This window comes from Streptomyces nodosus (assembly GCF_008704995.1).
GTDB lineage: Bacteria > Actinomycetota > Actinomycetes > Streptomycetales > Streptomycetaceae > Streptomyces > Streptomyces nodosus.
This window is the reverse complement of the sequence record NZ_CP023747.1, coordinates 6,502,677-6,522,931: the sequence shown is the minus strand read 5'-3', so window position 1 is coordinate 6,522,931 and position 20,255 is coordinate 6,502,677. Positions and strand designations below refer to the sequence as shown.

18 protein-coding genes are annotated in these 20,255 nt (G+C 70.4%); 1 reads left to right on the top strand and 17 read right to left on the bottom strand.

What is annotated here, in order from left to right; genetic code table 11:
- Positions 1-237: 237 nt before the first annotated feature.
- Both CP978_RS29035 and CP978_RS29030 read right to left on the bottom strand, forming a co-directional pair.
- Positions 238-1,023, bottom strand: coding sequence for an SGNH/GDSL hydrolase family protein (locus CP978_RS29035; RefSeq protein WP_043445695.1), 786 nt, complete (start codon positions 1,021-1,023; stop codon positions 238-240).
- Positions 1,024-1,165: 142 nt separating this feature from the next.
- Positions 1,166-3,277: an alpha-galactosidase gene (locus CP978_RS29030; RefSeq protein ID WP_043445692.1), complete on the bottom strand. Its 2,112-nt coding sequence runs from the start codon at positions 3,275-3,277 to the stop codon at positions 1,166-1,168.
- A 194-nt stretch (positions 3,278-3,471) separates the two neighbouring features.
- Here CP978_RS29030 and CP978_RS29025 point away from each other — a divergent pair, with 194 nt between their 5' ends.
- A complete protein-coding gene (locus CP978_RS29025; protein WP_043445690.1) occupies positions 3,472-4,269 on the top strand; it encodes a tyrosine-protein phosphatase in 798 nt (265 codons plus the stop codon).
- Positions 4,270-4,303: 34 nt separating this feature from the next.
- Here the strand turns inward: CP978_RS29025 and CP978_RS29020 are convergent, their stop codons facing one another.
- From CP978_RS29020 to CP978_RS28955, 15 genes are all read right to left on the bottom strand, one after another.
- A complete protein-coding gene (locus CP978_RS29020) occupies positions 4,304-4,453 on the bottom strand; it encodes a DUF6126 family protein (RefSeq protein ID WP_052454348.1) in 150 nt (49 codons plus the stop codon).
- Positions 4,450-5,067, bottom strand: coding sequence for a helix-turn-helix domain-containing protein (locus tag CP978_RS29015; protein ID WP_043445687.1), 618 nt, complete (start codon positions 5,065-5,067; stop codon positions 4,450-4,452). The genes CP978_RS29020 and CP978_RS29015 overlap by 4 nt, the downstream gene beginning before the upstream one ends.
- A 73-nt stretch (positions 5,068-5,140) precedes the next feature.
- Complete coding sequence (locus tag CP978_RS29010) at positions 5,141-6,538, bottom strand: aspartate aminotransferase family protein (protein WP_043445684.1); 1,398 nt, start codon at positions 6,536-6,538, stop codon at positions 5,141-5,143.
- On the bottom strand, positions 6,535-8,430 hold the full coding sequence (gene dxs, locus CP978_RS29005; protein WP_043449751.1) for a 1-deoxy-D-xylulose-5-phosphate synthase: 1,896 nt from the start codon (positions 8,428-8,430) through the stop codon (positions 6,535-6,537). Before dxs ends, CP978_RS29010 begins: the two co-directional genes overlap by 4 nt.
- Positions 8,431-8,584: 154 nt before the next feature.
- Positions 8,585-9,766, bottom strand: coding sequence for a flavodoxin-dependent (E)-4-hydroxy-3-methylbut-2-enyl-diphosphate synthase (gene ispG, locus CP978_RS29000; RefSeq protein ID WP_043445681.1), 1,182 nt, complete (start codon positions 9,764-9,766; stop codon positions 8,585-8,587).
- Between the two features lie 4 nt (positions 9,767-9,770).
- Entirely contained in the window at positions 9,771-10,829 is a 1,059-nt protein-coding gene (gene hpnH / locus CP978_RS28995; RefSeq protein ID WP_043445678.1) for an adenosyl-hopene transferase HpnH, read from the bottom strand.
- 5 nt (positions 10,830-10,834) lie between these two features.
- Positions 10,835-11,476, bottom strand: a complete 642-nt coding sequence (locus tag CP978_RS28990) for a phosphorylase family protein (protein ID WP_150478334.1) — start codon at positions 11,474-11,476, stop codon at positions 10,835-10,837.
- Positions 11,476-13,476 (bottom strand): squalene--hopene cyclase, encoded by a 2,001-nt coding sequence (shc, locus tag CP978_RS28985; RefSeq protein WP_043445675.1) that lies wholly within the window; start codon positions 13,474-13,476, stop codon positions 11,476-11,478. The genes CP978_RS28990 and shc overlap by 1 nt, the downstream gene beginning before the upstream one ends.
- Positions 13,477-13,592: 116 nt before the next feature.
- Positions 13,593-14,729, bottom strand: a complete 1,137-nt coding sequence (locus tag CP978_RS28980) for a polyprenyl synthetase family protein (protein ID WP_079162354.1) — start codon at positions 14,727-14,729, stop codon at positions 13,593-13,595.
- Positions 14,726-16,168: a hydroxysqualene dehydroxylase HpnE gene (gene hpnE, locus CP978_RS28975; protein ID WP_043445669.1), complete on the bottom strand. Its 1,443-nt coding sequence runs from the start codon at positions 16,166-16,168 to the stop codon at positions 14,726-14,728. Before hpnE ends, CP978_RS28980 begins: the two co-directional genes overlap by 4 nt.
- Positions 16,165-16,305 carry a DUF6380 family protein gene (locus CP978_RS36455; RefSeq protein WP_221501009.1) on the bottom strand — a complete coding sequence of 47 codons (141 nt, stop codon included), beginning with the start codon at positions 16,303-16,305 and terminating at the stop codon, positions 16,165-16,167. Before CP978_RS36455 ends, hpnE begins: the two co-directional genes overlap by 4 nt.
- Positions 16,305-17,255: a presqualene diphosphate synthase HpnD gene (gene hpnD, locus CP978_RS28970; protein ID WP_043445667.1), complete on the bottom strand. Its 951-nt coding sequence runs from the start codon at positions 17,253-17,255 to the stop codon at positions 16,305-16,307. Before hpnD ends, CP978_RS36455 begins: the two co-directional genes overlap by 1 nt.
- Positions 17,252-18,154, bottom strand: a complete 903-nt coding sequence (hpnC, locus tag CP978_RS28965; protein ID WP_043445663.1) for a squalene synthase HpnC — start codon at positions 18,152-18,154, stop codon at positions 17,252-17,254. Before hpnC ends, hpnD begins: the two co-directional genes overlap by 4 nt.
- A 368-nt stretch (positions 18,155-18,522) precedes the next feature.
- Positions 18,523-19,302: an ABC transporter ATP-binding protein gene (locus tag CP978_RS28960; protein ID WP_043445662.1), complete on the bottom strand. Its 780-nt coding sequence runs from the start codon at positions 19,300-19,302 to the stop codon at positions 18,523-18,525.
- On the bottom strand, positions 19,295-20,224 hold the full coding sequence (locus CP978_RS28955) for an ABC transporter permease (RefSeq protein WP_043445659.1): 930 nt from the start codon (positions 20,222-20,224) through the stop codon (positions 19,295-19,297). The genes CP978_RS28960 and CP978_RS28955 overlap by 8 nt, the downstream gene beginning before the upstream one ends.
- Positions 20,225-20,255: the final 31 nt, after the last annotated feature.

Sequence of the window (20,255 nt, the reverse complement as noted above, 5' to 3'; positions counted from 1 at the left end):
GCTTTTTCCCGGTCAGTGAGGTTTAGGCCCTTCCCTCCGCAGCCGCAATACGGATGACACGAGTTACCGGCGACCGGATCGGCACCCTGAGTGACGCCAAAGGCATGCAATACGGGCTTCCATCGCACTGTCCGGCATGTGCGCCCCTGACCACGAAATCCAGACGCATGACGGCCCTACGGAAACACTTCGACGCAACCACTTCTGTGGGGAAATGCCCCACGGGCACGGCGGCGCTCAGGCGCCTTGCGCGATCCGGGACCTGATGTCCTGCGGCGACACGGTGCCCTTCGCCACGGCGTGGTCGCCGGAGGACTCGCCGCGCAGCCGGCGCCCGATCCACGGCACCAGATGCTCGCGCGCCCAGTGGATGTCGTCCCGCCGCTCCTCGAGGGCGCCGCGCGGCGGCAGCGGCGGCCACGGCTGGTCGGGGTCGGCCGGTACCTCGATGCCGAGCACATGACCTGCCCGCAGGGCGACCCGGGTGTGCCCCTCGGGCGAGAGGTGGAGCCGGTCGGCGTCCCAGGCCCGCCGGTCCTGGACGGTCTTCAGCGACCACAGGTCGAGGACCGGGCAGCCGTACCGGTCGGCGATCGCCCGGACATGTCCGTTGTAGGTGGCGATCTTGCCGCGCAGATGCTTGAGGACCGGTACCCCGCGGGTGTCGAAGCCGGTCGTCACCATCACCGTGCCAGCGGCGGAGGCGAGGGCCGCGACGGCGCGCTCGAAACGCTCGGCGACCTCGTCGGGGTCGATGCCGGGCCGGATGATGTCATTGCCGCCCGCACAGAACGAGACCAGGTCCGGGGCGAGCTCCACGGCCCTCGGGACCTGGTCCGCGACGATCTGGTCGAGCAGCTTGCCGCGCACGGCGAGATTGGTGTAGCCGAAGTCGCCCTCGGGCCGCAGGTCGGCGAGGAGCACCGCGAACCGGTCGGCCCAGCCGACGAACCGTCCGTCCGGGCCGGGGTCACCCACGCCCTCGGTGAAGCTGTCCCCCACCGCCACGTACGACCCGATCACTGATCTGCTGTCATTCTTCGAATCGTGTGCCACGTCGGCCCATGATTCCTCCCGGGATGTGACCTACGCGACCGTAGGCAGGGGTTGACGTACCGTGAGAAACACCACGTGGCCCGGGTGGGCCGACCCGGAATAAAGCTCCTCAGAGGCGCCGCAGCCGGATGACCGTCGCATCGAGATCGCCCCGCAGACCGGTGCGCAGCCCGTGGTGCGACAGCACCGCTCCCCGATGCACTTCGTCCTCTTCCCCGGACCCGGTCCCGTCCGCACGGGGGACGTCCCCGCCCTGGCGCAGATAGGTAGCCGCCGGGTCCAGGCCGCGCAGCCGCAGCGCGGGGGCCGGCTCACCGTGGTGCTGCGCCTGGAGCCAGGCCAGGACCACCGTCTCGTCGCCGAGGACGTACTGGACGGCGCTCAGCCCGCCCTCCGGGGGCCGCAGCCGGTAGAGGTCGCCGCGCTGGACCACCGGACGGATCTCCTTGTAGAGCTCGACCCAGGCCCGGGCCTCGGCCAGCTCCTCCTCCGTCCAGCGCATCAGGTCGCCGCCGACCCCGAGCACCCCGGCCATGGCGCTCACAAACCGGAACCGCAGCGCGCTGACCCTGCCGTTGAGCTGTGTGTTCGGGCTGTCGGTGACCCAGGCGGCCATCACCCGGGCCGGATGGATCTGGCTGAAGCCGTGCTGGATGGCGAGCCGGTCGAGAGGGTCGGTGTTGTCGGAGGTCCACACCTGGTCGGTGCGGCCGAGCACCCCGAGGTCGATACGCCCGCCGCCGCCCGAGCAGGACTCGAAGGCGACCTGGGGGTGCGCCGCCCGCAGCCGGTCCACCAGCGCGTACAGCGCCCGTACATGGTCCACCCAGATCCGTTGCGGATATGGATCGCCGGGCCAGCCGGGGTCGGTGAAGCAGCGGTTGAAGTCCCACTTCACATAGTCGATCGGGGCGCTGGAGAGCAGCCCGTCGAGCTGCTCCCACAGATACTCCTGGACGTCCTGGCGCGCCAGGTTCAGCACCAGCTGGTTGCGGAACTCCGTCCGTCTCCGTCCCGGCCGGTGCTGCACCCAGTCGGGGTGTGCGCGGTAGAGGTGGCTGTCCGGGTTGACCATCTCGGGCTCGACCCAGATGCCGAACCGCATGCCGAGGGCGTGCACATAGTCGGCGAGCGGCTTGAGGCCGGAGGGGAAGCGGTCGGGGTTGGGCCGCCAGTCGCCGAGCCCGGCGTGCTCTCCGGTGCGGGCCCCGAACCAGCCGTCGTCGACCACGAACAGCTCGACGCCGACCGCCGCCGCCCGCCGGGCGAGCGTCCCCTGCTGCTCCTCGGAGATGTCGAACCCGGTCGCCTCCCAGGAGTTGTAGAGCACGGGCCGGTCCCGGTCCGCGTCCGGGACCACATGCTCCCTCTGATAGGCGTGCCAGGCGCGGCTCGCGCCCCCGAAACCGCCGTCGCTCCACAGTCCCGCGAAGACGGGGGTCGTCCAGTGTTCGCCCGCCGCCAGGCGCAGCAGACCCGAGTCGTCGTGTCCCGCCCCGCCGGTGATCTGCACCCGTGCGTCCGGGAGTTGGGCCACCGCGATCCGCCAGCTGCCCGACCAGGCGAGGGCGCAGCCGTAGACCTCGCCGTGCTCCTCGGTCGCGTCGGTGTCCAGCGCGACCCAGGGCAGCTGCTGGTGCCCGGTGTGGCCGCGACGGCTGCCGATGATCTGTTCGCCGTAGCCGAGACCGGAGCGTACGAGCCGGGACTCGGCCGCCCAGCGGCCGTGCAGCTGGCTGAGCCGGAACCCCTCGCGCTCGGGCAGGGTGAAGGTCGCGGAGTCGGCGCGCAGCAGCTCGACAGGGGCGGGGCCGTCGTTGGCGAGGGTCACCCGGCGCTCGACGACATCCCCGCGCATCCGGTAGTGGAGGGTGATCCGTAGCCCGCCGTCGCGGAACCGCAGCCGCAGTTCCCCGCCGTCGGCCTCGTCGCCCTCGAAGGTCCACTCGGTGCCGCGGCGTTCCTGGGTGCGGACGGAGAGCGCGGGGCGTGTGAAGCGGGGGCCGCCCTCGACCGGGTACTCCTCACGGCCGTCGAGCGGGGACTCGAAGGGCCGGTACGGGGTGGGCGGCAGGGCGGCGAGCGCCTCGGCGTCGGCGAGGGCGATCCGCGGGCCCCAGTGCAGATGCAGCAGTTCACCGGCGTCGGTGAGCCGCAGGGCGTAGCTGCTCGTCGGCCCCGACAGCAGCCAGGTACACCGGTCCGCGCCGATCTCCAGCATCCCCCACCCCACAGATCCGAACACATCCGATCAGTGCTCGACATCATCGCGGGTGTGACGGCTCCGGAGCAACCATGGGACGCAGGTTGCAGGGGGACGCCCGGCATCCGGTGATCACCCGGTGTCGCCCTGTCGTAACCTCGTGGGACGGCCGCCGGCGAGCAGCGCCGACGGCCGGTTCGAGAGGAGCCCTTGTGACACAGCAGGTCCCGTCCACCGAGCCCGAACTGACCGGGGTGCGCAACTTCCGTGATGTGGGCGGTCTGCCGACCGTGGACGGGCGGCGCGTGCGGCACGGGGTGCTCTTCCGCAGCGGTCATCTCGCGCACGCCACCGAGAAGGACGCGGAGTTCCTCGTCTCCCTCGGCCTGCACACGATCTTCGACTTCCGTAATGCGGCGGACAAGAGGCTGGAGGGCCCGGACGTCGATCTGCCGGGCGTGCGCAATATGAATCTGCCGCTGTCCGATCCGGCGGACGGCGCGGAGTTCTGGAAGATGGTCCGGGACGGCGATCTGGAGCAGCTGCGCACGCATCTCGCCGAGGGCAAGGCGGTCAACCGCATGATCGTCTCGTATCGGGCGATCATCAGGGAGCGGACGGCGGAGCACTCCCGGGTGCTGCGCGCGCTGGCCGAGGACAGTGTGCCCGCGCTGATGCACTGTGCGGCGGGCAAGGACCGTGCGGGTCTGTCGATCGCGGTGACGCTCCTGGCCCTCGGGGTCGAACGCGAGGCGATCGTCACGGACTATCTGGAGTCCAATGCCAAGCACCGCCGCTACCGGGTGCACCGCAACGGCTCCTCGGCCGACGCGTACTCCCCCGAGGTGATGGAGCTGCTCAGTCCCCTCTTCGACGCGCGCGCCGAGTATCTGACGGCGGCGATCGACACCGTCGAGGAGACCTGGGGCGGTGTCGACGCCTATCTCGAGCGGGGCCTCGGGCTCACCCCGGCGCTGCGGGAGCGGCTGCACGAGCGGCTGCTGGACTGAGCCGTCCCGCTCCCGGCCGCCGAGGGAGCGGTCGTCACTTCGCGCCCACCTCGAAGAGCAGATAGATGAAGGCGGCGAAGAGATGGCCGACGGCGATGTAGATGAACAGACGGATCCACAGGGCGCGGGGGAACTTGTCCTCCACGTCCTTGCGCCGGGGGCCGGTCTCCGGTTGTTCGGTCATGGCGTTTCTCCAGGGGTGGGGCCGAGACAGAGCGTGGGGTTGGGGCTCTGCAACAGGGTGTGAACGAACAGCAGTTCGGTGCCGCCGTGGTCGACGGCCGCGAGCCGGTGCGGGGTGAGGGAGTCGTAGTGCGCGCTGTCGCCCGGCGCGAGCAGATGGGTGGCGTCGCCGAGGCGCAGCCGCAGCCGCCCGTTCAGCACATACAGCCACTCCTCGCCGGGGTGGACCCGCACGATGTCGCCCTGGGTGCCGTACGGGACCTGGACGCGCAGGGCCTGCATACCGCGGCCCGGCGCGCCGGCCTGCCAGTAGGTCCAGCCGCCGGCCCGGGTCGGCTCCATGTCGGGGGCGCGCACCACCGCGTCCCGGTCGGGGACCGTCTCGCCGAGCAGTTCGGCGACGGTCGTACCATAGACGCGGGCGAGAGCCAGCAGCATCGGCAGCGAGGGCTGGCGCTGCCCGGTCTCCAGCCGTGACAGATGCGCGGGCGAGAGCCCGGCGGAACGAGCCGCGGCCTCCAGGGTGAGTGCGGCACGGCGGCGCAGCGCCCGCAGCTGCGGCGCGACGGCGGGCAGATCTCCGACCGGCCCGGGCTCGTTCTCGGGAGAGCTCATGCTCCCCATTCAGCCCGAACTTTGCCTCTGCGGCAAATTTATTGCCCCAGAGGCAAAGAACGGACCGTGGCGGCTATCGGTTCACCACCGCCTGCTTGATCAGGGTCTTCCCGAAGTCCCACATCAGTCCGCCGCCGTGTGCGTCGTCCATCACCGCGGTGAACGCCTCCACGAACCGGTCCACGTCCCGCTCGTCGACGATCAGCGGGGGGATCAGCTTGATCACCTCCAGTTGGTCGCCGGAGACCTGGGTGAGGATGCGGTGCCGTTGCAGCAGGGGCACGACCACCATCTGTGCGAACAGTCCCTTGCGGGCCGCCTGGAGCATGCTCCACCGGCCGCGCAGCTTCAGCGAACTGGGCCTGCCGAACTCGATCCCGATCATCAGTCCCCGGCCGCGCACCTCACTCAGCAGCTCGTACTTGTCGACGAGCGCCGCGAGACGGGACCTCAGCTGGTCCCCCACGGTGCGCGCACGGTCGACGATCCCCTCGTTCTCCATGACGGAGAGGACGGCGAGCCCGGCCGCCATGGCCTGGGCGTTGGATCCGAAGCTCGCGGAGTGCACCAGCACCCGGTCCATGGACGAGTAGACCTTCTTGAAGATCCACTCCTTGCCGAGGGTGGCGCCGACCGGCACATACCCGCCGGAGAGCGCCTTGGCCACACAGACCAGGTCCGGTTCGACCCCGCTCTCGTGCTGATAGGCGTAGAAGTCCCCGGTCCGTCCGAGGCCGGTCTGCACCTCGTCCGCGATCAGCAGTGCCTTGTGCCGGTGCAGCAGCTCCTGGGCCGCCCGCAGATAGCCGGGCGGGGTTTCGTGGACGCCCTTGCCCTGGATGGGCTCGACGACCAGGGCCGCCACGTCCCCCTTGCCCAGTTCCCGTGCCAGGGCGTCGAGGTCGCCGAGCGGGACCGCCGTGTCGGGCAGCAGCGGGGCGAAACCGTCACGGAAGCCGGACTCCCCGTTCACCGACAACGCTCCGGTGGTCAGCCCGTGGAAGGCGTGCTCGCAGTACAGGACGCGGGGCCTCCCGGTGGCGTACCGGGCGAACTTCAGCGCGGTCTCCACCGCCTCCGTCCCGCTGTTGCCGAAGAACACCCGCTCCAGATGCGGACTGTGGGCGAGCAGCCGCTCCGCGAGCAGCCCGGGCAGCGGCGGGCAGTCGAAGCGGGTGAGGTCGGCGAGCTGGGCGTCCAGGACGTCGTGCAGCGCCCGGCGGACCACGGGGTGATGGCGGCCCAGGCCCATCACCCCGAAGCCGGCGAGCATGTCCAGATAGTCGTTGCCGTCCGCGTCCCAGAAGTGGGCGCCCTCGGCCCGCTCGTAGACCTTGTCGAAGCCGATGGTGTGGAGCATGCGCGGGAGCTGGTGATTGAGATGTCTGGAGTGCAGCTCATAGCGCTCGGCCCCGCGTTCGGCCAGCAGCGCGCCGAGGTCGAACTCCCGCTTCCCGGAGGGGATGGTCATGCCTGTGTCTCCTTGGAGAGCTCGTCCCTGGCGGTCAGGCAGGCGCTGATCCGCCCCGCGACCTCGACCGGGGTGAGCCCGATGTCGGCGAGCACCTCGCCCCGCTTGGCATGCGCGAGGAACTGCTCCGGGATCCCGAACCGCCGTACGGGTACGTCGACATCGGCGTCGCCGAGCGCCAGCGCGACGGCCGAGCCGACACCGGCGGCCCTGCTGTTGTCCTCGACCACCGCGACCAGCCGGTGCCCGGTGGCCAGACCGGGCAGCGCGGGGTCCACGGGCTTGACCCAGCGCGGGTCGACGACGGTGCAGCCGATGCCTCTGGCCTCCAGCAGATCGGCGGCCTGGAGGCAGACCGGGGCCATGACGCCGACCGCGACCAGCAGCACCTCGGGCCGCTCCGCGCGGTGCAGCACATCCAGGCCGCCCACCCGGTCCACCGCCGGGATCGCCGGGCCCACCGCCTCCTTGGGGAAGCGGAGCAGGGTCGGCGCGTCGTCGACCGCCACCGCCTCCCGCAGCTGCGCCCGCAGCTGATCGGCGTCGCGCGGCGCGGCGATCCTCAGCCCCGGCACCACCTGGAGCACCGACAGGTCCCACATGCCGTTGTGCGACGCCCCGTCGACGCCGGTGACCCCGGCCCGGTCCAGCACGAAGGTGACCCCGCAGCGGTGCAGGGCGACATCCATGAGCAACTGGTCGAAGGCACGGTTGAGGAAGGTCGCGTAGACGGCGACCACGGGATGCAGTCCCCCGGTCGCGAGACCGGCCGCGGACACCGCCGCATGCTGCTCGGCGATCCCCACGTCCCACACCCGGTCGGGGAACCGCTCCGCGAACCTGGCCAGGCCCACCGGGTGGAGCATGGCGGCCGTGATCGCCACCACGTCCTCGCGCTCCTCGCCGATCCGCACGATCTCGTCGCCGAACACCGAGGTCCACGACGGGCCGTTGGAAGGGGCCAGGGGCTCGCAGGTGAGCGGGTCCATCACCCCCACGGTGTGGAAGTGGTCCTCCTCGTCGGCGAGCGCGGGCTCATAGCCGCGGCCCTTCTCGGTGAGACAGTGGATCAACACCGGGCCGTGGAAGCGCTTGGCCCGGCGCAGCGCCGACTCCATGGCCCGGACGTCATGTCCGTCGATCGGGCCGAGGTACTTCAGCCCCAGGTCCTCGAAGAGGCCCTGCGGCGCGAACGCGTCCTTGAAGCCCTTCTTCGCCCCGTGCAGCGCCTCATAGACGGTGTTGCCGACCACGGGGGTGCGCTGCAGCATGTCCTTGCCCCAGGCCAGGACCTGCTCATAGCCGTCGGTGGTGCGCAGGGTGGCCAGATGGTTGGCGAGGCCGCCTATGGTGGGCGCGTAAGAGCGTTCGTTGTCGTTGACGACGATGATCAGGGGCCGGTCCTTGGCGGCGGCGATGTTGTTGAGCGCCTCCCAGGCCATGCCGCCGGTCAGCGCTCCGTCGCCGATGACCGCGACGACATGCCCCTTCTCCCCCTGCACCTGACGGGCCTTGGCGAGCCCGTCGGCCCAGCCGAGCGCGGTGGAGGCATGGCTGTTCTCGATGACGTCGTGCTCCGACTCCTCCCGCGAGGGATAGCCCGAAAGGCCCCCCTTGCCGCGCAGCTTGGAGAAATCCTGACGGCCGGTCAGCAGCTTGTGCACATAGCTCTGGTGGCCGGTGTCCCACAGGATGCGGTCGACCGGTGACTCGAAGGTCCGGTGGAGCGCGATGGACAGCTCCACCACCCCCAGGTTGGGGCCCAGATGACCGCCCGTCCTGGCGACCGCGTGAACCAGGAACTCCCTTATTTCCTCTGCCAGTTGGGTCAGCTCTGCCTCGGACAGCGCCTTCAGGTCACGTGGTCCCCGGATGTTCTCCAGAATCGTCACGCTCCGGCCTCCCCTCTTGTCGAGCACTCGTTTCCGCCTGGGGAGCGCGACAGCCGCTGCCGCGCTCCTGGTGCCGCGTCGGACGACGGACGCCGCCCCTGCACGGGCGGACGTCGTCCGACGCGGCACCTGGCTCAGTCGCTGGTACGTCCCTTCAGCCGGCGACGACGCCGGACGACCCCGGTGTGGTGACGGTAGGAGTTCCGGAGGCGGCGCCGTCCTTCTCCATCTGCTCGGCGAGCTTCATCGCCTCGTCGATCAGGGTCTCCACGATCTTCGACTCCGGCACGGTCCTGATCACCTCGCCCTTGACGAAGATCTGCCCCTTGCCGTTGCCCGAGGCCACCCCCAGATCCGCCTCCCGGGCCTCCCCGGGACCGTTGACCACACAGCCCATCACCGCGACCCGCAGCGGCACCTCCATGCCCTCCAGACCCGCCGTGACCTCCTCCGCCAGCTTGTACACATCCACCTGCGCCCGACCACAGGACGGGCACGACACGATCTCCAGCCCCCGCTGACGCAGCCCCAACGACTCCAGGATCTGCGTACCGACCTTGATCTCCTCCACCGGAGGCGCCGACAGCGACACCCGGATCGTGTCCCCGATCCCCTGCGACAGCAGCGCACCGAACGCGACGGCCGACTTGATCGTCCCCTGGAACGCGGGACCCGCCTCCGTCACCCCCAGATGCAGCGGATAGTCACACTGCGCCGCGAGCTGGCGGTAGGCCTCGACCATCACCACCGGGTCGTTGTGCTTCACCGAGATCTTGATGTCCCGGAAATCATGCTCCTCGAACAGCGACGCCTCCCACAGCGCCGACTCCACCAGAGCCTCCGGCGTCGCCCTGCCGTACTTCTGCAGCAGCCGCCGGTCCAACGACCCCGCGTTCACCCCGATCCGGATCGGAGTGCCATGGTCCCGGGCCGCCTTCGCGATCTCCCTGACCTTGTCGTCGAACTGCTTGATGTTGCCCGGATTCACCCGGACCGCCGCACAGCCCGCCTCGATCGCCGCGAACACATACTTCGGCTGGAAATGAATGTCCGCGATCACCGGGATCTGCGACTTCCCCGCGATCACCGCCAGCGCATCCGCATCGTCCTGCGTCGGACACGCCACCCGCACGATCTGACAACCCGACGCCGTCAACTCAGCGATCTGCTGAAGCGTCGCACCGACGTCCGAGGTACGCGTCGTCGTCATCGACTGCACCGACACCGGTGCGTCCCCGCCCACCGCCACGGAACCGACCTGGAGCCGCCGCGACACACGCCGCGGCGCTATCGGGCGGGCCGGCACCTCGGGAACGCCCAGGGGAATGGCGGTCATGGCCTCACCCGCGGTTCTCGGAGGTGCCGGAGTTCCCGGAGGTGCCGGAGTTCCCGGCGACGGTCTCCCGCACGGCCCGCAGGGACTCCTTGAGGGAACCCATGGTGGCGAGGACGGCGGTGGGCTCATAGCCGCAGTGCGCCATGCAGTTGGCGCAGCGCGGGTCCTTGCCACGGCCGTACTTGTCCCAGTCGGTCTCCTCGATCAGCTCCCGGTAGGTCGTCACATACCCGTCGCTCATCAGATAGCAGGGCCGCTGCCAGCCGAAGAGCGAGTAGTTGGGGATGGCCCAGGCCGTGCACGGGAAGTCCACCTTGCCCTCGAGGAAGTCGAGGAACAGCGGCGAGTGGTTGAGCCGCCAGCGGCTCCGGTTGCCGCCCGCGAAGGCCTTCCTGAACAGCTCACGGGTCTGCTCCACACCCAGGAAGTGCTCCTGGTCGGGCGCCTTCTCATAGGCGTAGGCGGGCGAGAGCATCATCTCGTCCACCTTCAGCTCGTCATTGAGGAAGTTGAGCACCTCGATGATGGTCTGAGGGGTGTCCGTGTTGAAGAAGGTCGAGTTGGTGGTGACCCGGAAGCCGCGCCGCTTGGCCTCCTTGATGGCCTCCACCGCCTCGTCGAACACGCCCTCCTTCGCCACGGACTCGTCGTGACGCTCGCGCAGTCCGTCGATGTGCACCGCGAACGCGAAGTACGGCGACGGGGTGAACTTGTCCATCTTCTTGCGGAGCAGCAGGGCGTTGGTGCACACGAAGACATACTTCTTGCGCTCCACCAACTGCCGTACGATTTCGTCGAGTTGCGGATGCATCAGCGGTTCCCCGCCGGCGATCGACACCATCGGCGCACCGGACTCCAGGACCGCTCCCACGGCCTGCGCCACCGGCATCCGCTGCTTGAGCACCCCGGCCGGGTGCTGGATCTTTCCGCAGCCCTCACACTTCAGATTGCAGGCGTAGAGGGGTTCCAGTTCCACGATGAGCGGAAACTTGTCCCGCCTGCGCAGCTTCTGTTCGAAGAGATACGTCGCCACCTTGATGGTCTGACGCAGCGGCATGGCCATCTGGCTCACCTCCTGGGGAGCAGCAAGGAACGGTGCCATTCGAAGAAAACCGGAAGGACGGCACGGAGAACGCGGAATGCCGATATTCCACCGCGCAGGGTGCCGATACGAACGAGTTCATGTTCCGGAGCGTCCACGACCACCCGGACGGCCGCAACCGGACGCTCCCCTGCGCGCACGGCGCCGTACAGCGTCGCCGCGGACTCCATGTCGACCGCGATCGCCCCGGTGGCGCGCAGCTCCGACCGCTCCTGACCTCGGACGACATGGTCCGATCCGGTGAGCGGCCCGGTATGGACGGTGCGCCGGGGAAAGGCCCGGGTCAGCTCCTTGACCAGCAGCTCGGTACCCACGCACCGGGTGGTGCCGCGCGGGTCCCGGGCCTCCTCTGCCACGACCAGGTCTCCGGGGTGCATCCCCGGGGCGAGACCCGCGCAGAAGCCGGTGGCGAGCACGGCCGCCCCGTCGAGGTGCGGGGCGGCGAGCATCCGGGTGACCGAGCGCTCGGCCGCCCGGGGTCCCATGCCCGTACGGAGCAGGGTGAGGGGCCCGTCGGCACCCGTGTGATCGCCGCTGCGCAGGGCGAGATGCTCGATGGCGAGCGCGCAGGCGATCAGCAGCGGGGCCTGGCCGGGCTGGTGGCTCATCAGCTCCCCTCGGCTCCGGTGAACGGCTCGCCGTTGACATAGCGGCCGAGCGCGGTGAGCGGGAAGACCTGCCGGTAGAGGTGGTAGTTGATGGAGAAGTCCCAGGGGAAGCCGGTCCCGGTGAAGTAGGGCTCGTCCCAGGAGCCGTCCTCGTTCTGGGTGCGGGCGAGGAACTCGATGCCGCGCTCCACGGCCTTGGACTCCTTCTCCCCCGCGGCCAGCAGGGCGAGCAGCGCCCATGCCGTCTGGGAGGCGGTGGAGGCGCCCCGGCCGCTCCACTCCTTGGCATAGGCGTAGGAGCGCAGGTCCTCGCCCCAGCCGCCGTCGCTGTTCTGCACGCCCTCCAGCCAGCCGACGGCCCGGCGGATCGCCGGATGCGCGCCGGGGACACCGGCGGCCACCAGCGCGGGAACCACGGAGCCCGTGCCGTACACGTAGTTGACGCCCCAGCGCCCGAACCAGGAGCCGTCCGCCTCCTGTTCGGACAGCAGCCACTCGATGCCCCGCCTGGTGCGCGGGTCGTGGGCGAGACCCTCCACGGCGAGCATCTCCACGACATGCGCGGTGACATCGGCGGACGGCGGGTCGATGACCTCACCGAAGTCGCTGAACGGCAGCCGGTTGGGGAACGGGCTGGTGTTGTCGACGTCGAAGGCGGCCCAGGCGCCGTTCCGCGACTGCATGCCCAGGTTCCAGCGCACCCCGCGCGCGATGGCCTGCTCGGCCCGCTCCCGGTCACGGTGTCCGACCCGGCGCAGCGCGAGCACGACCTCGGCGGTGTCGTCGATGTCGGGGTAGTTGTCGTTGTGAAACTCGAAACCCCAGCCGCCCGGTGGGAGCTGGGGTCTGCGCACCGACCAGTCGCCCGGCCGGTCGATCTGCTCCTCGATCATCCACTCGGCGGCCTTCACCAGCTGCGGGTGGTCCGCGGGCACTCCGGCGTCGGCGAGTGCGATGGTCGCCAGGCAGGTGTCCCACACCGGGGACTGGCAGGCCTCGATCATGCGGGCGCCGTCGTCGCGCCACACGGCGAAGCGGTCCAGTGAGGCGATGCCCTCACGCATCACGGGGTGCTGGAGGTCGTAGCCGAGCAGATGCAGGGCGATGATCGAGTACACCGCGGGGGGCTGGATGCCGCCCCAGCAGCCGTCGTTCTCCTGCCGCTCCACGATCCAGCGGGCGGCCGCGTTCATGGCGGCCCTGCGCAGTCGGCGCGGGGCGACCCTGCGGTAGCCGTGCAGCCCCTTGTCGAGCCGCTGGAAGACGCCGTCCCAGCTCACCAGCGGGGCGAGGCTCCTGGCGGGGTTGGGGTCGTCGGCGTCGGTGTGCAGTTCGTCCAGCGGGAAGGGCGCGGGCCGTACCGGGCGCAGCGCCGAGACGACGGTGAGCGGCACGATGGTCTGACGCGCCCAGCATCCGAAGTCGTAGATGTTCAGCGGCATCCACTTCGGGAAGTAGATGAGCTCCGGCGGCATCTCCGGCAGGTCCTCCCACCGCCACCAGCCGAACAGGGCGAGCCAGACGCGGGTGAAGACCCTGGAGGCGGCGACTCCGCCCTGCTCACGGATCCACGCGGACGCCTTCGCCATATGGGGTTCGTGCGGCGCGTCGCCCGCCAGCCGCAGGGCCACATACGCCTCGATGGTGGTGGAGAGCTCTCCGGGCCCGCCGTAGAAGGCGGCCCAGGTGCCGTCGTCGCGCTGCTCGCCGCGGATGAACAGGGCGGCGGCGTGGGTGGTGCGCTCGTCACGGATCCCCAGGAACTGGCGGAGCAGCAGGTCCTCGGCGTCCATGGTGACGTTGGTCTCCAGGTCGCCCTTCCACCAGCCCTGGGCGTCCTGCCGTGACAGCAGAAAGTCGGTGGCGCGCCGCATGGCGTGCTCGGCGGCGTCTTGTGTGCCGACCGTCCCGGCCGCCTGCGGGAACGGTGCGTCGGTTTCGCTGGCCGAGTCAGCGCGGGCCGGCAGGGCCCCGGTGCTTCCGTCGGTCGTCGCTGTCATGGCTTCCCCTTCGTGCAGTCGTGCGAGTCGTGCTGCTCTGGGTCCGCCGTCGGCCGGTGCTCGGGTGCTCGGGGCACCGGCCGGCGACTACGCGAGGTGTATGCGATCTATAGTGATCATCTCTTTCGTACGACGACGAAGTCGGCGAGCGCCGTGAACTGCGCGCGCACCTGCGGGGGCATCCCGACCGCGTCGAGGGCCTCCAGGGCGATCGCGTGCTGACGGCGTGCTTCCTGGGCGGTCCACTCCCGGCCGCCCGCCTCCTCGATGAGCGCGGCGCGCGCGGCGAACTCCTCCTCGGAGAAGTTCTCGAAGTCACTGCTCTTGGCGTCCTCGGCGAGGATCTCGCCGAGCCGGTCGGAGGCGGGGCCGCCGGCCGCCAGCGCGGCCACCACCGGCAGGGACTTCTTGCGCTGGCGCAGATCGCTCCAGGTCTGCTTTCCGGTGGCGTCCGGGTCGCCCCAGATGCCGAGGAGGTCGTCGACGGCCTGGAAGGCGAGTCCGAGGTGATAGCCGTAGCGCTCCAGTGCCTCGGCGGCGGTGTCGTCGGCGCCGCCGAGGACGGCACCGATGGAGGAGGCGCAGGCGAGCAGCGCCCCGGTCTTGTTGCCCTCCATCTCCAGGCACTCCCGGACGCTGACGCGGTCGCGGTGCTCGTACGAGATGTCCTGCGCCTGGCCGTCGATCAGGGCGCGGGTGGCGGCGGTCAGCCGGCGGGCGGCGCGTCCGGCCTCGGTGGTGCCGAGTTCCAGCAGGATCTCGTTGGCCAGCGCGAACAGGGCGTCACCGACGAGGATGGCCTGGGCGGGGCCGTGGACCTTCCATACGGTGTCGCGGTGACGGCGCTGTTCGTCGCCGTCCATCAGGTCGTCGTGCAGCAGCGAGAAGTTGTGCACCAGTTCGACCGCGACCGCGCCGGGCACGCCCACCTCGGGGTCCCGGCCCGCGGCCTGCGCGGAGAGCAGGGCCAGTGCGGGGCGCACGGCCTTGCCGCCGTCGCCGTCCGCGGGGTTGCCCTCGGCGTCGATCCAGCCGAAGTGGTAGGCGGCGACGGTGTCCATGGGCGGTGCCAAGCGGTCGACGGCCGCCCGCAGCACCGGGGTGGCCAGGGTCCGCCCGCGCTCCAGGAGCGCGGACACCTCCACCTCGGTACTTGGGTCGGCTGCCTCGGCCGGGGGCACAGGGGGCACGGTCTCTCCTCTTGTTGCGATACCGGGGGTGTGGGGGCCTGCCCCGTGCGGACCGGCGCTCATGCCGCCTCCTCGAACAGATCGGGGAGGTGGGCGCCGGACCGTCCCAGGGTGCCCAGCACGGCACTCGCCGCGCTGACTCCACTGCGGACCGCGCTCTCCATGGTCGCGGGCCACCCGGTGGCGGTCCACGCTCCGGCCAGACAGAGGCCGGGGGCCTTGGTGCGGGCGCCGGGACGCAGCCGTCCGACGCCGGGGCTGGGCGCGAACGTGGCGGTGCGCTCCCGGGTCACGAAGAAGTCCTTCACCTCGGCTCCGCGAGCGGCCGGCAACAGCCGCCGGAGTTCCGGCAGATAGCGCTCGCGCAGTACGGCGACGGGCAGGTCGATCTCGTCCTGCGCCGTCGACTGGGACACGGCGAGGTACTGGCCCTCACGCAGCCCGGAGGCCTCGGTGCGGTCGAAGACCCACTGCACCGGGGAGCCGATCGCGGTGAAGAACGGCCGCCCGAGCACCTTGCGGTCGAACACGACATGGACGTTGAGGATCGGTGCGGTGCCGATCTCCAGCAGCCGCTCGGGGCTGTCCAGGGCGCCGGCGGGCAGCAGGTCGTGGGCCTCGCGCTGCGGCACGGCGAGCACGACGGCGTCGGCCTCGATGCGTTCCCCGGGGACCTGGACGCTCCAGGTCCCGTTTCCGTCGGTGGACAGGGCGGTGACGCGGGTACGGACCTCGGTACGGACACCCGCGGAGTCGAGCGCCTTGCGGGCCAGCCGGTCGTGCAGTTCGCCCAGCGGGACGCGGGCCCATCCGATGTCGGCCGCGCCCGGGTCGGACAGCAGTCCCGTCTTGAACACCATCGCGGCCAGCCCGAGCGAGGCGTCGCCGGCCGCCGCGTTGAGGGTGGCGACCCCGACCAGGTCCCACAGTGCCTCGACGGCGCGCGCGGACTGGCCGTGCTCGGTCAGCCAGCTGCCGAAGTCCTGCGTGTCGAGCGCGGGATCCCTGGGGTCGAGGGCGCGGAGCGCCAGTGCGGCACGCCCGACCCTGGCGCGCTCGGCGAGTGAGAGATGGGGGTAGGTGGCCAGGCTGCGCCCGAGATGCAGGGGCACGGGCAGCGCGTCCCGCCGCAGTCTGCCCAGGCGTCGTCCGGGAGCGGCCTCGGCGTCGAGAACGGGCACGTCGAGACGATCCTGCACGGGTGCGAGACCGGTCGCGTCGATGCGGTCCAGGAGCCAGCGGTAGGCGGTGCAGCAGCGCAGATAGACATGCTGGCCGTTGTCCACGGTCAGCTCCCCGCGCTGGAAGGAGAAGGCGAGTCCGCCCAGCCGCGGCCGCCCCTCCAGCAGGGTGACCCGCACACCGGCGTCGGCGAGCGCCAGCGCGGCCGTGATCCCGGCGAGTCCCCCGCCGACCACCACGGCGGAGCTCCCGGCCGACGGTGTCCCGGGGCGCCCGGGGCCGTCCGCGGCCCCGTTCCCGTGCTGTGTGCCGTCGCTCATGGTGCTGCCTCCCCTGCCGGTCCGCCGTGGTGCTTGAACGATGCACGGCGGACCGCCTCAGTCTGGGACGCCGCGCCGGACCGCGGGGTTGCCTGACGCTTTTCGGCGGTGGCGGCGCTGAGCAGGGAACGGTCCATCAGGCACGCCTCCTGACGGTCTGCCGGGACACGGTGCGCGTGTCCAGGCCGGACAGGCCGCGCATGGCGACGTAGGCCTTCTCACGGCCGGGCAGCGAGACCCGGCCGCGCAGCACGGCCTCCGGCTCGCGTTCGATGCGGTCGAGGAGCCGGCGGTAGATGCCCGCCATGGCGGCGACACAGGCGCCGCTGCGCCGGTCGAGCAGCGGCAGCAGCCGGTAGCCCTCCGCGAAAAGGGCGCGGGCCCGACGCACTTCGAAGTGCACGAGGCCCGCGAAGTCGGAGCCCTCGGGTGGCGTCGGTCCGTGGAACCCGGCCGAGCAGCCGAACTTGGCGAGGTCGTCGGCGGGCAGATAGACGCGCCCGTTCCCGGCGTCCTCACGGATGTCCCGGAGGATGTTGGTCAGTTGGAGCGCGAGCCCGAGTGTGTCGGCGTACTCCGGCGCGCGTTCGGCGCCGCGCGCCCCCGGTTCGGTGCCGAACACACCGAGCGACAGCCGCCCGATGGCCCCGGCCACACAGCGGCAGTAGACCTTCAGGTCGTCCCAGCTCTCATAGGTCTCACCGCGTACGTCCATGAGGACGCCGTCGATGAGTTCGTCGAGGCCACCGAGCGGGATCGGGAAGACACGGGAGGCATGGGCGAGGGCGACCGCGACCGGGTCGGTGTCGTCCTCGGCCACCTTTCCGTCGCCGACCCGGCCCAGCAGGGTCCGGGTCTCCTCCAGCCGCTCGGCCTTGACGTCCGTCGGCAGCGTGCCGTCGCCGATGTCGTCGACCCTCCGCGACAGCGCATAGAGCGCCGACATCGCGCGGCGCTTGGGCGTCGGCAGCAGTCGGATGCCGTACGCGAAGTTACGGGCCTGATGCCCGGTCACGGTCTCGCAGTAGCTGTACGCGGCGAGTACCTGTGGGGACATGTGATGTTCCGACTCCACGGTTCGGATCACCCCTCTCCTCGCAGAGTCACGCCCACCTCGCGGAGCAACCGGAGCCTGCCGGGCTTGGGGGGGCCGGGAAGTACGTCGTATTCGGCGGCGGCGATCGCATGGATCGCCGCCCTTCCTCCCGCCACGAAGCCCGCGAGCAGCAGCCGCAGCCTGCCGTGGACGCTACCCACCAGGGGGGCGCCTTCATTCAGGAGATCGCGGGCGCGTTCCGCTTCGTAGGCGACCAGCGCGCGCACCGACGCGCCCGCGGTCTTCGTGGCGAGGTCCGTCTCCCGGACGTGAAAGCGCTTCATGTCCGCGGCGGGGAGGTAGATGCGGTCGCGGCCGAGGTCCTCGGTGACGTCCTGAAGGTGTTCGACGATCTGCAGTGCGGTGCAGATCGCGTCGGAGCGGCGGATGCGCTCCGGGGTGGACGTACCGGTGACGGCCAGGACGAGTCGTCCGACCGGGTTGGCGGACAGTTCGCAGTACGCGAGGAGGTCTTCGTAGGTCTCGTAGCGCTTGACGAGCTGGTCCTGGCGATTGGCGGCGATCAGGCCGAGGAACGGCTCGGGGGTGAGACCGGTGCGCCGGACCGTGGGCTGGAGGCGGCGCAGCAGCGGGTGCCGAGGAGTCGCCCCGAAGACCCGGTGCAGATCGGCCTCGAAGGCGTCGAGCAGGACCAGGCGGTCCTCGGCCTCCTCGGGCGGGACCCCGAGCAGCCGGGCGTCGGCGCCGCCGGGGGCGAGGTCCCCGTCGCCGATGTCGTCGACGAGACGGGCGAAACCGTAGACGGCCATCAGATCGGTCCGCCAGGCCCTGGGCAGGAAGAAGGGGGCCACGGGGAAGTTCTCGTCCGTGGCCTTGTCGAGGGTGCCGCGCTCCGGGTCACCGGTGCGCGCCGTCCCGGCTTGGGTCACCGCTCGCCGCCCGACGCGGAGACGGCACATGCCTCGCGGAGCTGGAGACTTCCCGTACCCATTGCCGTCACATCTCCCGTTCTACACTGCGGATCCAAAACATCCCATTTCGGACACGCCGCCTGGCCGTCCACGCAACGCGGCAGGTGTGAGGTACAGGGCACTATCGTCCCACTTGCCGCGAATCAGCACCGCTACAGCTTACGTTGTACAACGCATCGAGGTTCGCCGGGGTGTCCTGCAGATCACAACAACACACCGATCGATGTCAAGATTCCCCCGCGGACCCAGAGTTGGCTTTTCCTTTGCAGGAGCGGGGCCCCACCGGACCTTCCGGCGGAGCCCCGCACCGGTGCCGCGGCACCGTGTCACTTGCCGGTGAACTTCTCGTACTCCTTGAGGACCTCCGCGGTGGGACCGTCCATCCGCAGTTCGCCGCGTTCCAGCCACAGGACCCGATCGCAGGTGTCCCGGATCGACTTGTTGTTGTGGCTGACCAGGAACACCGTGCCCGCCTCCTCGCGCAGCTCCCGGATGCGCTTCTCCGAGCGCTTCTGGAACTTGCGGTCACCGGTGGCGAGCGCCTCGTCGATCATCAGCACATCGTGGTCCTTGGCGGCCGCGATGGAGAACCGCAGCCGGGCCGCCATACCGGAGGAGTAGGTGCGCATCGGCAGCGTGATGAAGTCGCCCTTCTCGTTGATGCCCGAGAAGTCCACGATCCCCTCGTAGCGGGACCTGATCTCCTCCCGGGACATCCCCATCGCGAGGCCGCCCAGGATGACATTGCGCTCCCCGGTCAGGTCGTTCATCAGGGCCGCGTTCACCCCGAGCAGCGAGGGCTGGCCATCGGTGTACACCTTGCCCCGCTCCGCGGGCAGCAGACCGGCGATGGCCCGCAGCAGGGTGGACTTGCCGGAGCCGTTCGAGCCGATCAGGCCGATGGCCTCGCCCCGGTAGGAGATGAACGAGACGCCCTTGACGGCGTGCACCTTGCGCACGCCGCGCTCCTCGCCGCGCTTGAGGATGCGGCTGAGGGCCGCTGTCGCGCTGCCCCGGCCCGTCTTGGCGCCGTTGACCCGGTAGACGATGTGCAGCTCGTCCGCGATGACGGTGGGCACGCGGGCCCCGGTGCTCTGTTCAGCCACGGCCGTACCGCTCCTCCGCCTTCCAGAAATACACGAATCCGCCCACGAAGACGACGACGGCCCAGAACAGCGCGATCGCCCACACATGCGGCGGCAGGTGCTCGGCGCCGTAGCCCCGGATGAGCGAGAAACGGGCCAGGTCCATATAGACGGCGGCCGGGTTCACCTGCAACAGACGGGTGACCCATTCGGAGCGGCCGGCGAGCATGTTGTGGATGGAGAACATGACGCCGGACGCATACATCCAGGTGCGCAGGACGAACGGCATCAGCTGGGCGAGGTCCGGGGTCTTGGCTCCCAGCCGCGCGACGACGAGCGCCAGTCCCGTGTTGAAGAGCACCTGGAGCACCAGCACCGGGACGATCAGCAGCCAGGACAGCCGGGGGTAGGTGCCGAAGGCCACCACCACGGCGAACAGCACGATCATCGAGTAGAGCAGCTGCTGGAGCTGCTGCAGCGCGAACGAGATGGGCAGCGAGGCGCGCGGGAAGTGCAGGGCGCGCACCAGGCCCAGGTTGCCGGAGATCGCGCGGACACCGGCCATCACCGAGCTCTGGGTGAAGGTGAAGACGAACACGCCGGTCACCAGGAACGGGATGTAGGTCTCCTGCGGCAGGCCGCGGCTGGCCTTCAGGATCAGCCCGAAGATCAGGTAGTACACGCATGCGTTCAGCAGCGGCGTGGCCACCTGCCAGAGCTGGCCCAGCTTGGCCTGGCTGTACTGGGCGGTGAGTTTCGCCCGCGAGAAGGCGAGGATGAAGTGCCGCCGTCCCCACAACTGACGGATGTACTCCCTGAGCCCGGGCCGCGCTCCGCTGACCGCGAGCCCGTACTTGGCGGCCAGCTCGGCCGGGGTCAGACCTTCGTCGGGCGACGGGGCGTCGCTCACGGCGACGCCGCCGTCATGCGTTGTCTCACTCACAGGTTGGCAAACTCTCCGTTTCCGGGGTACG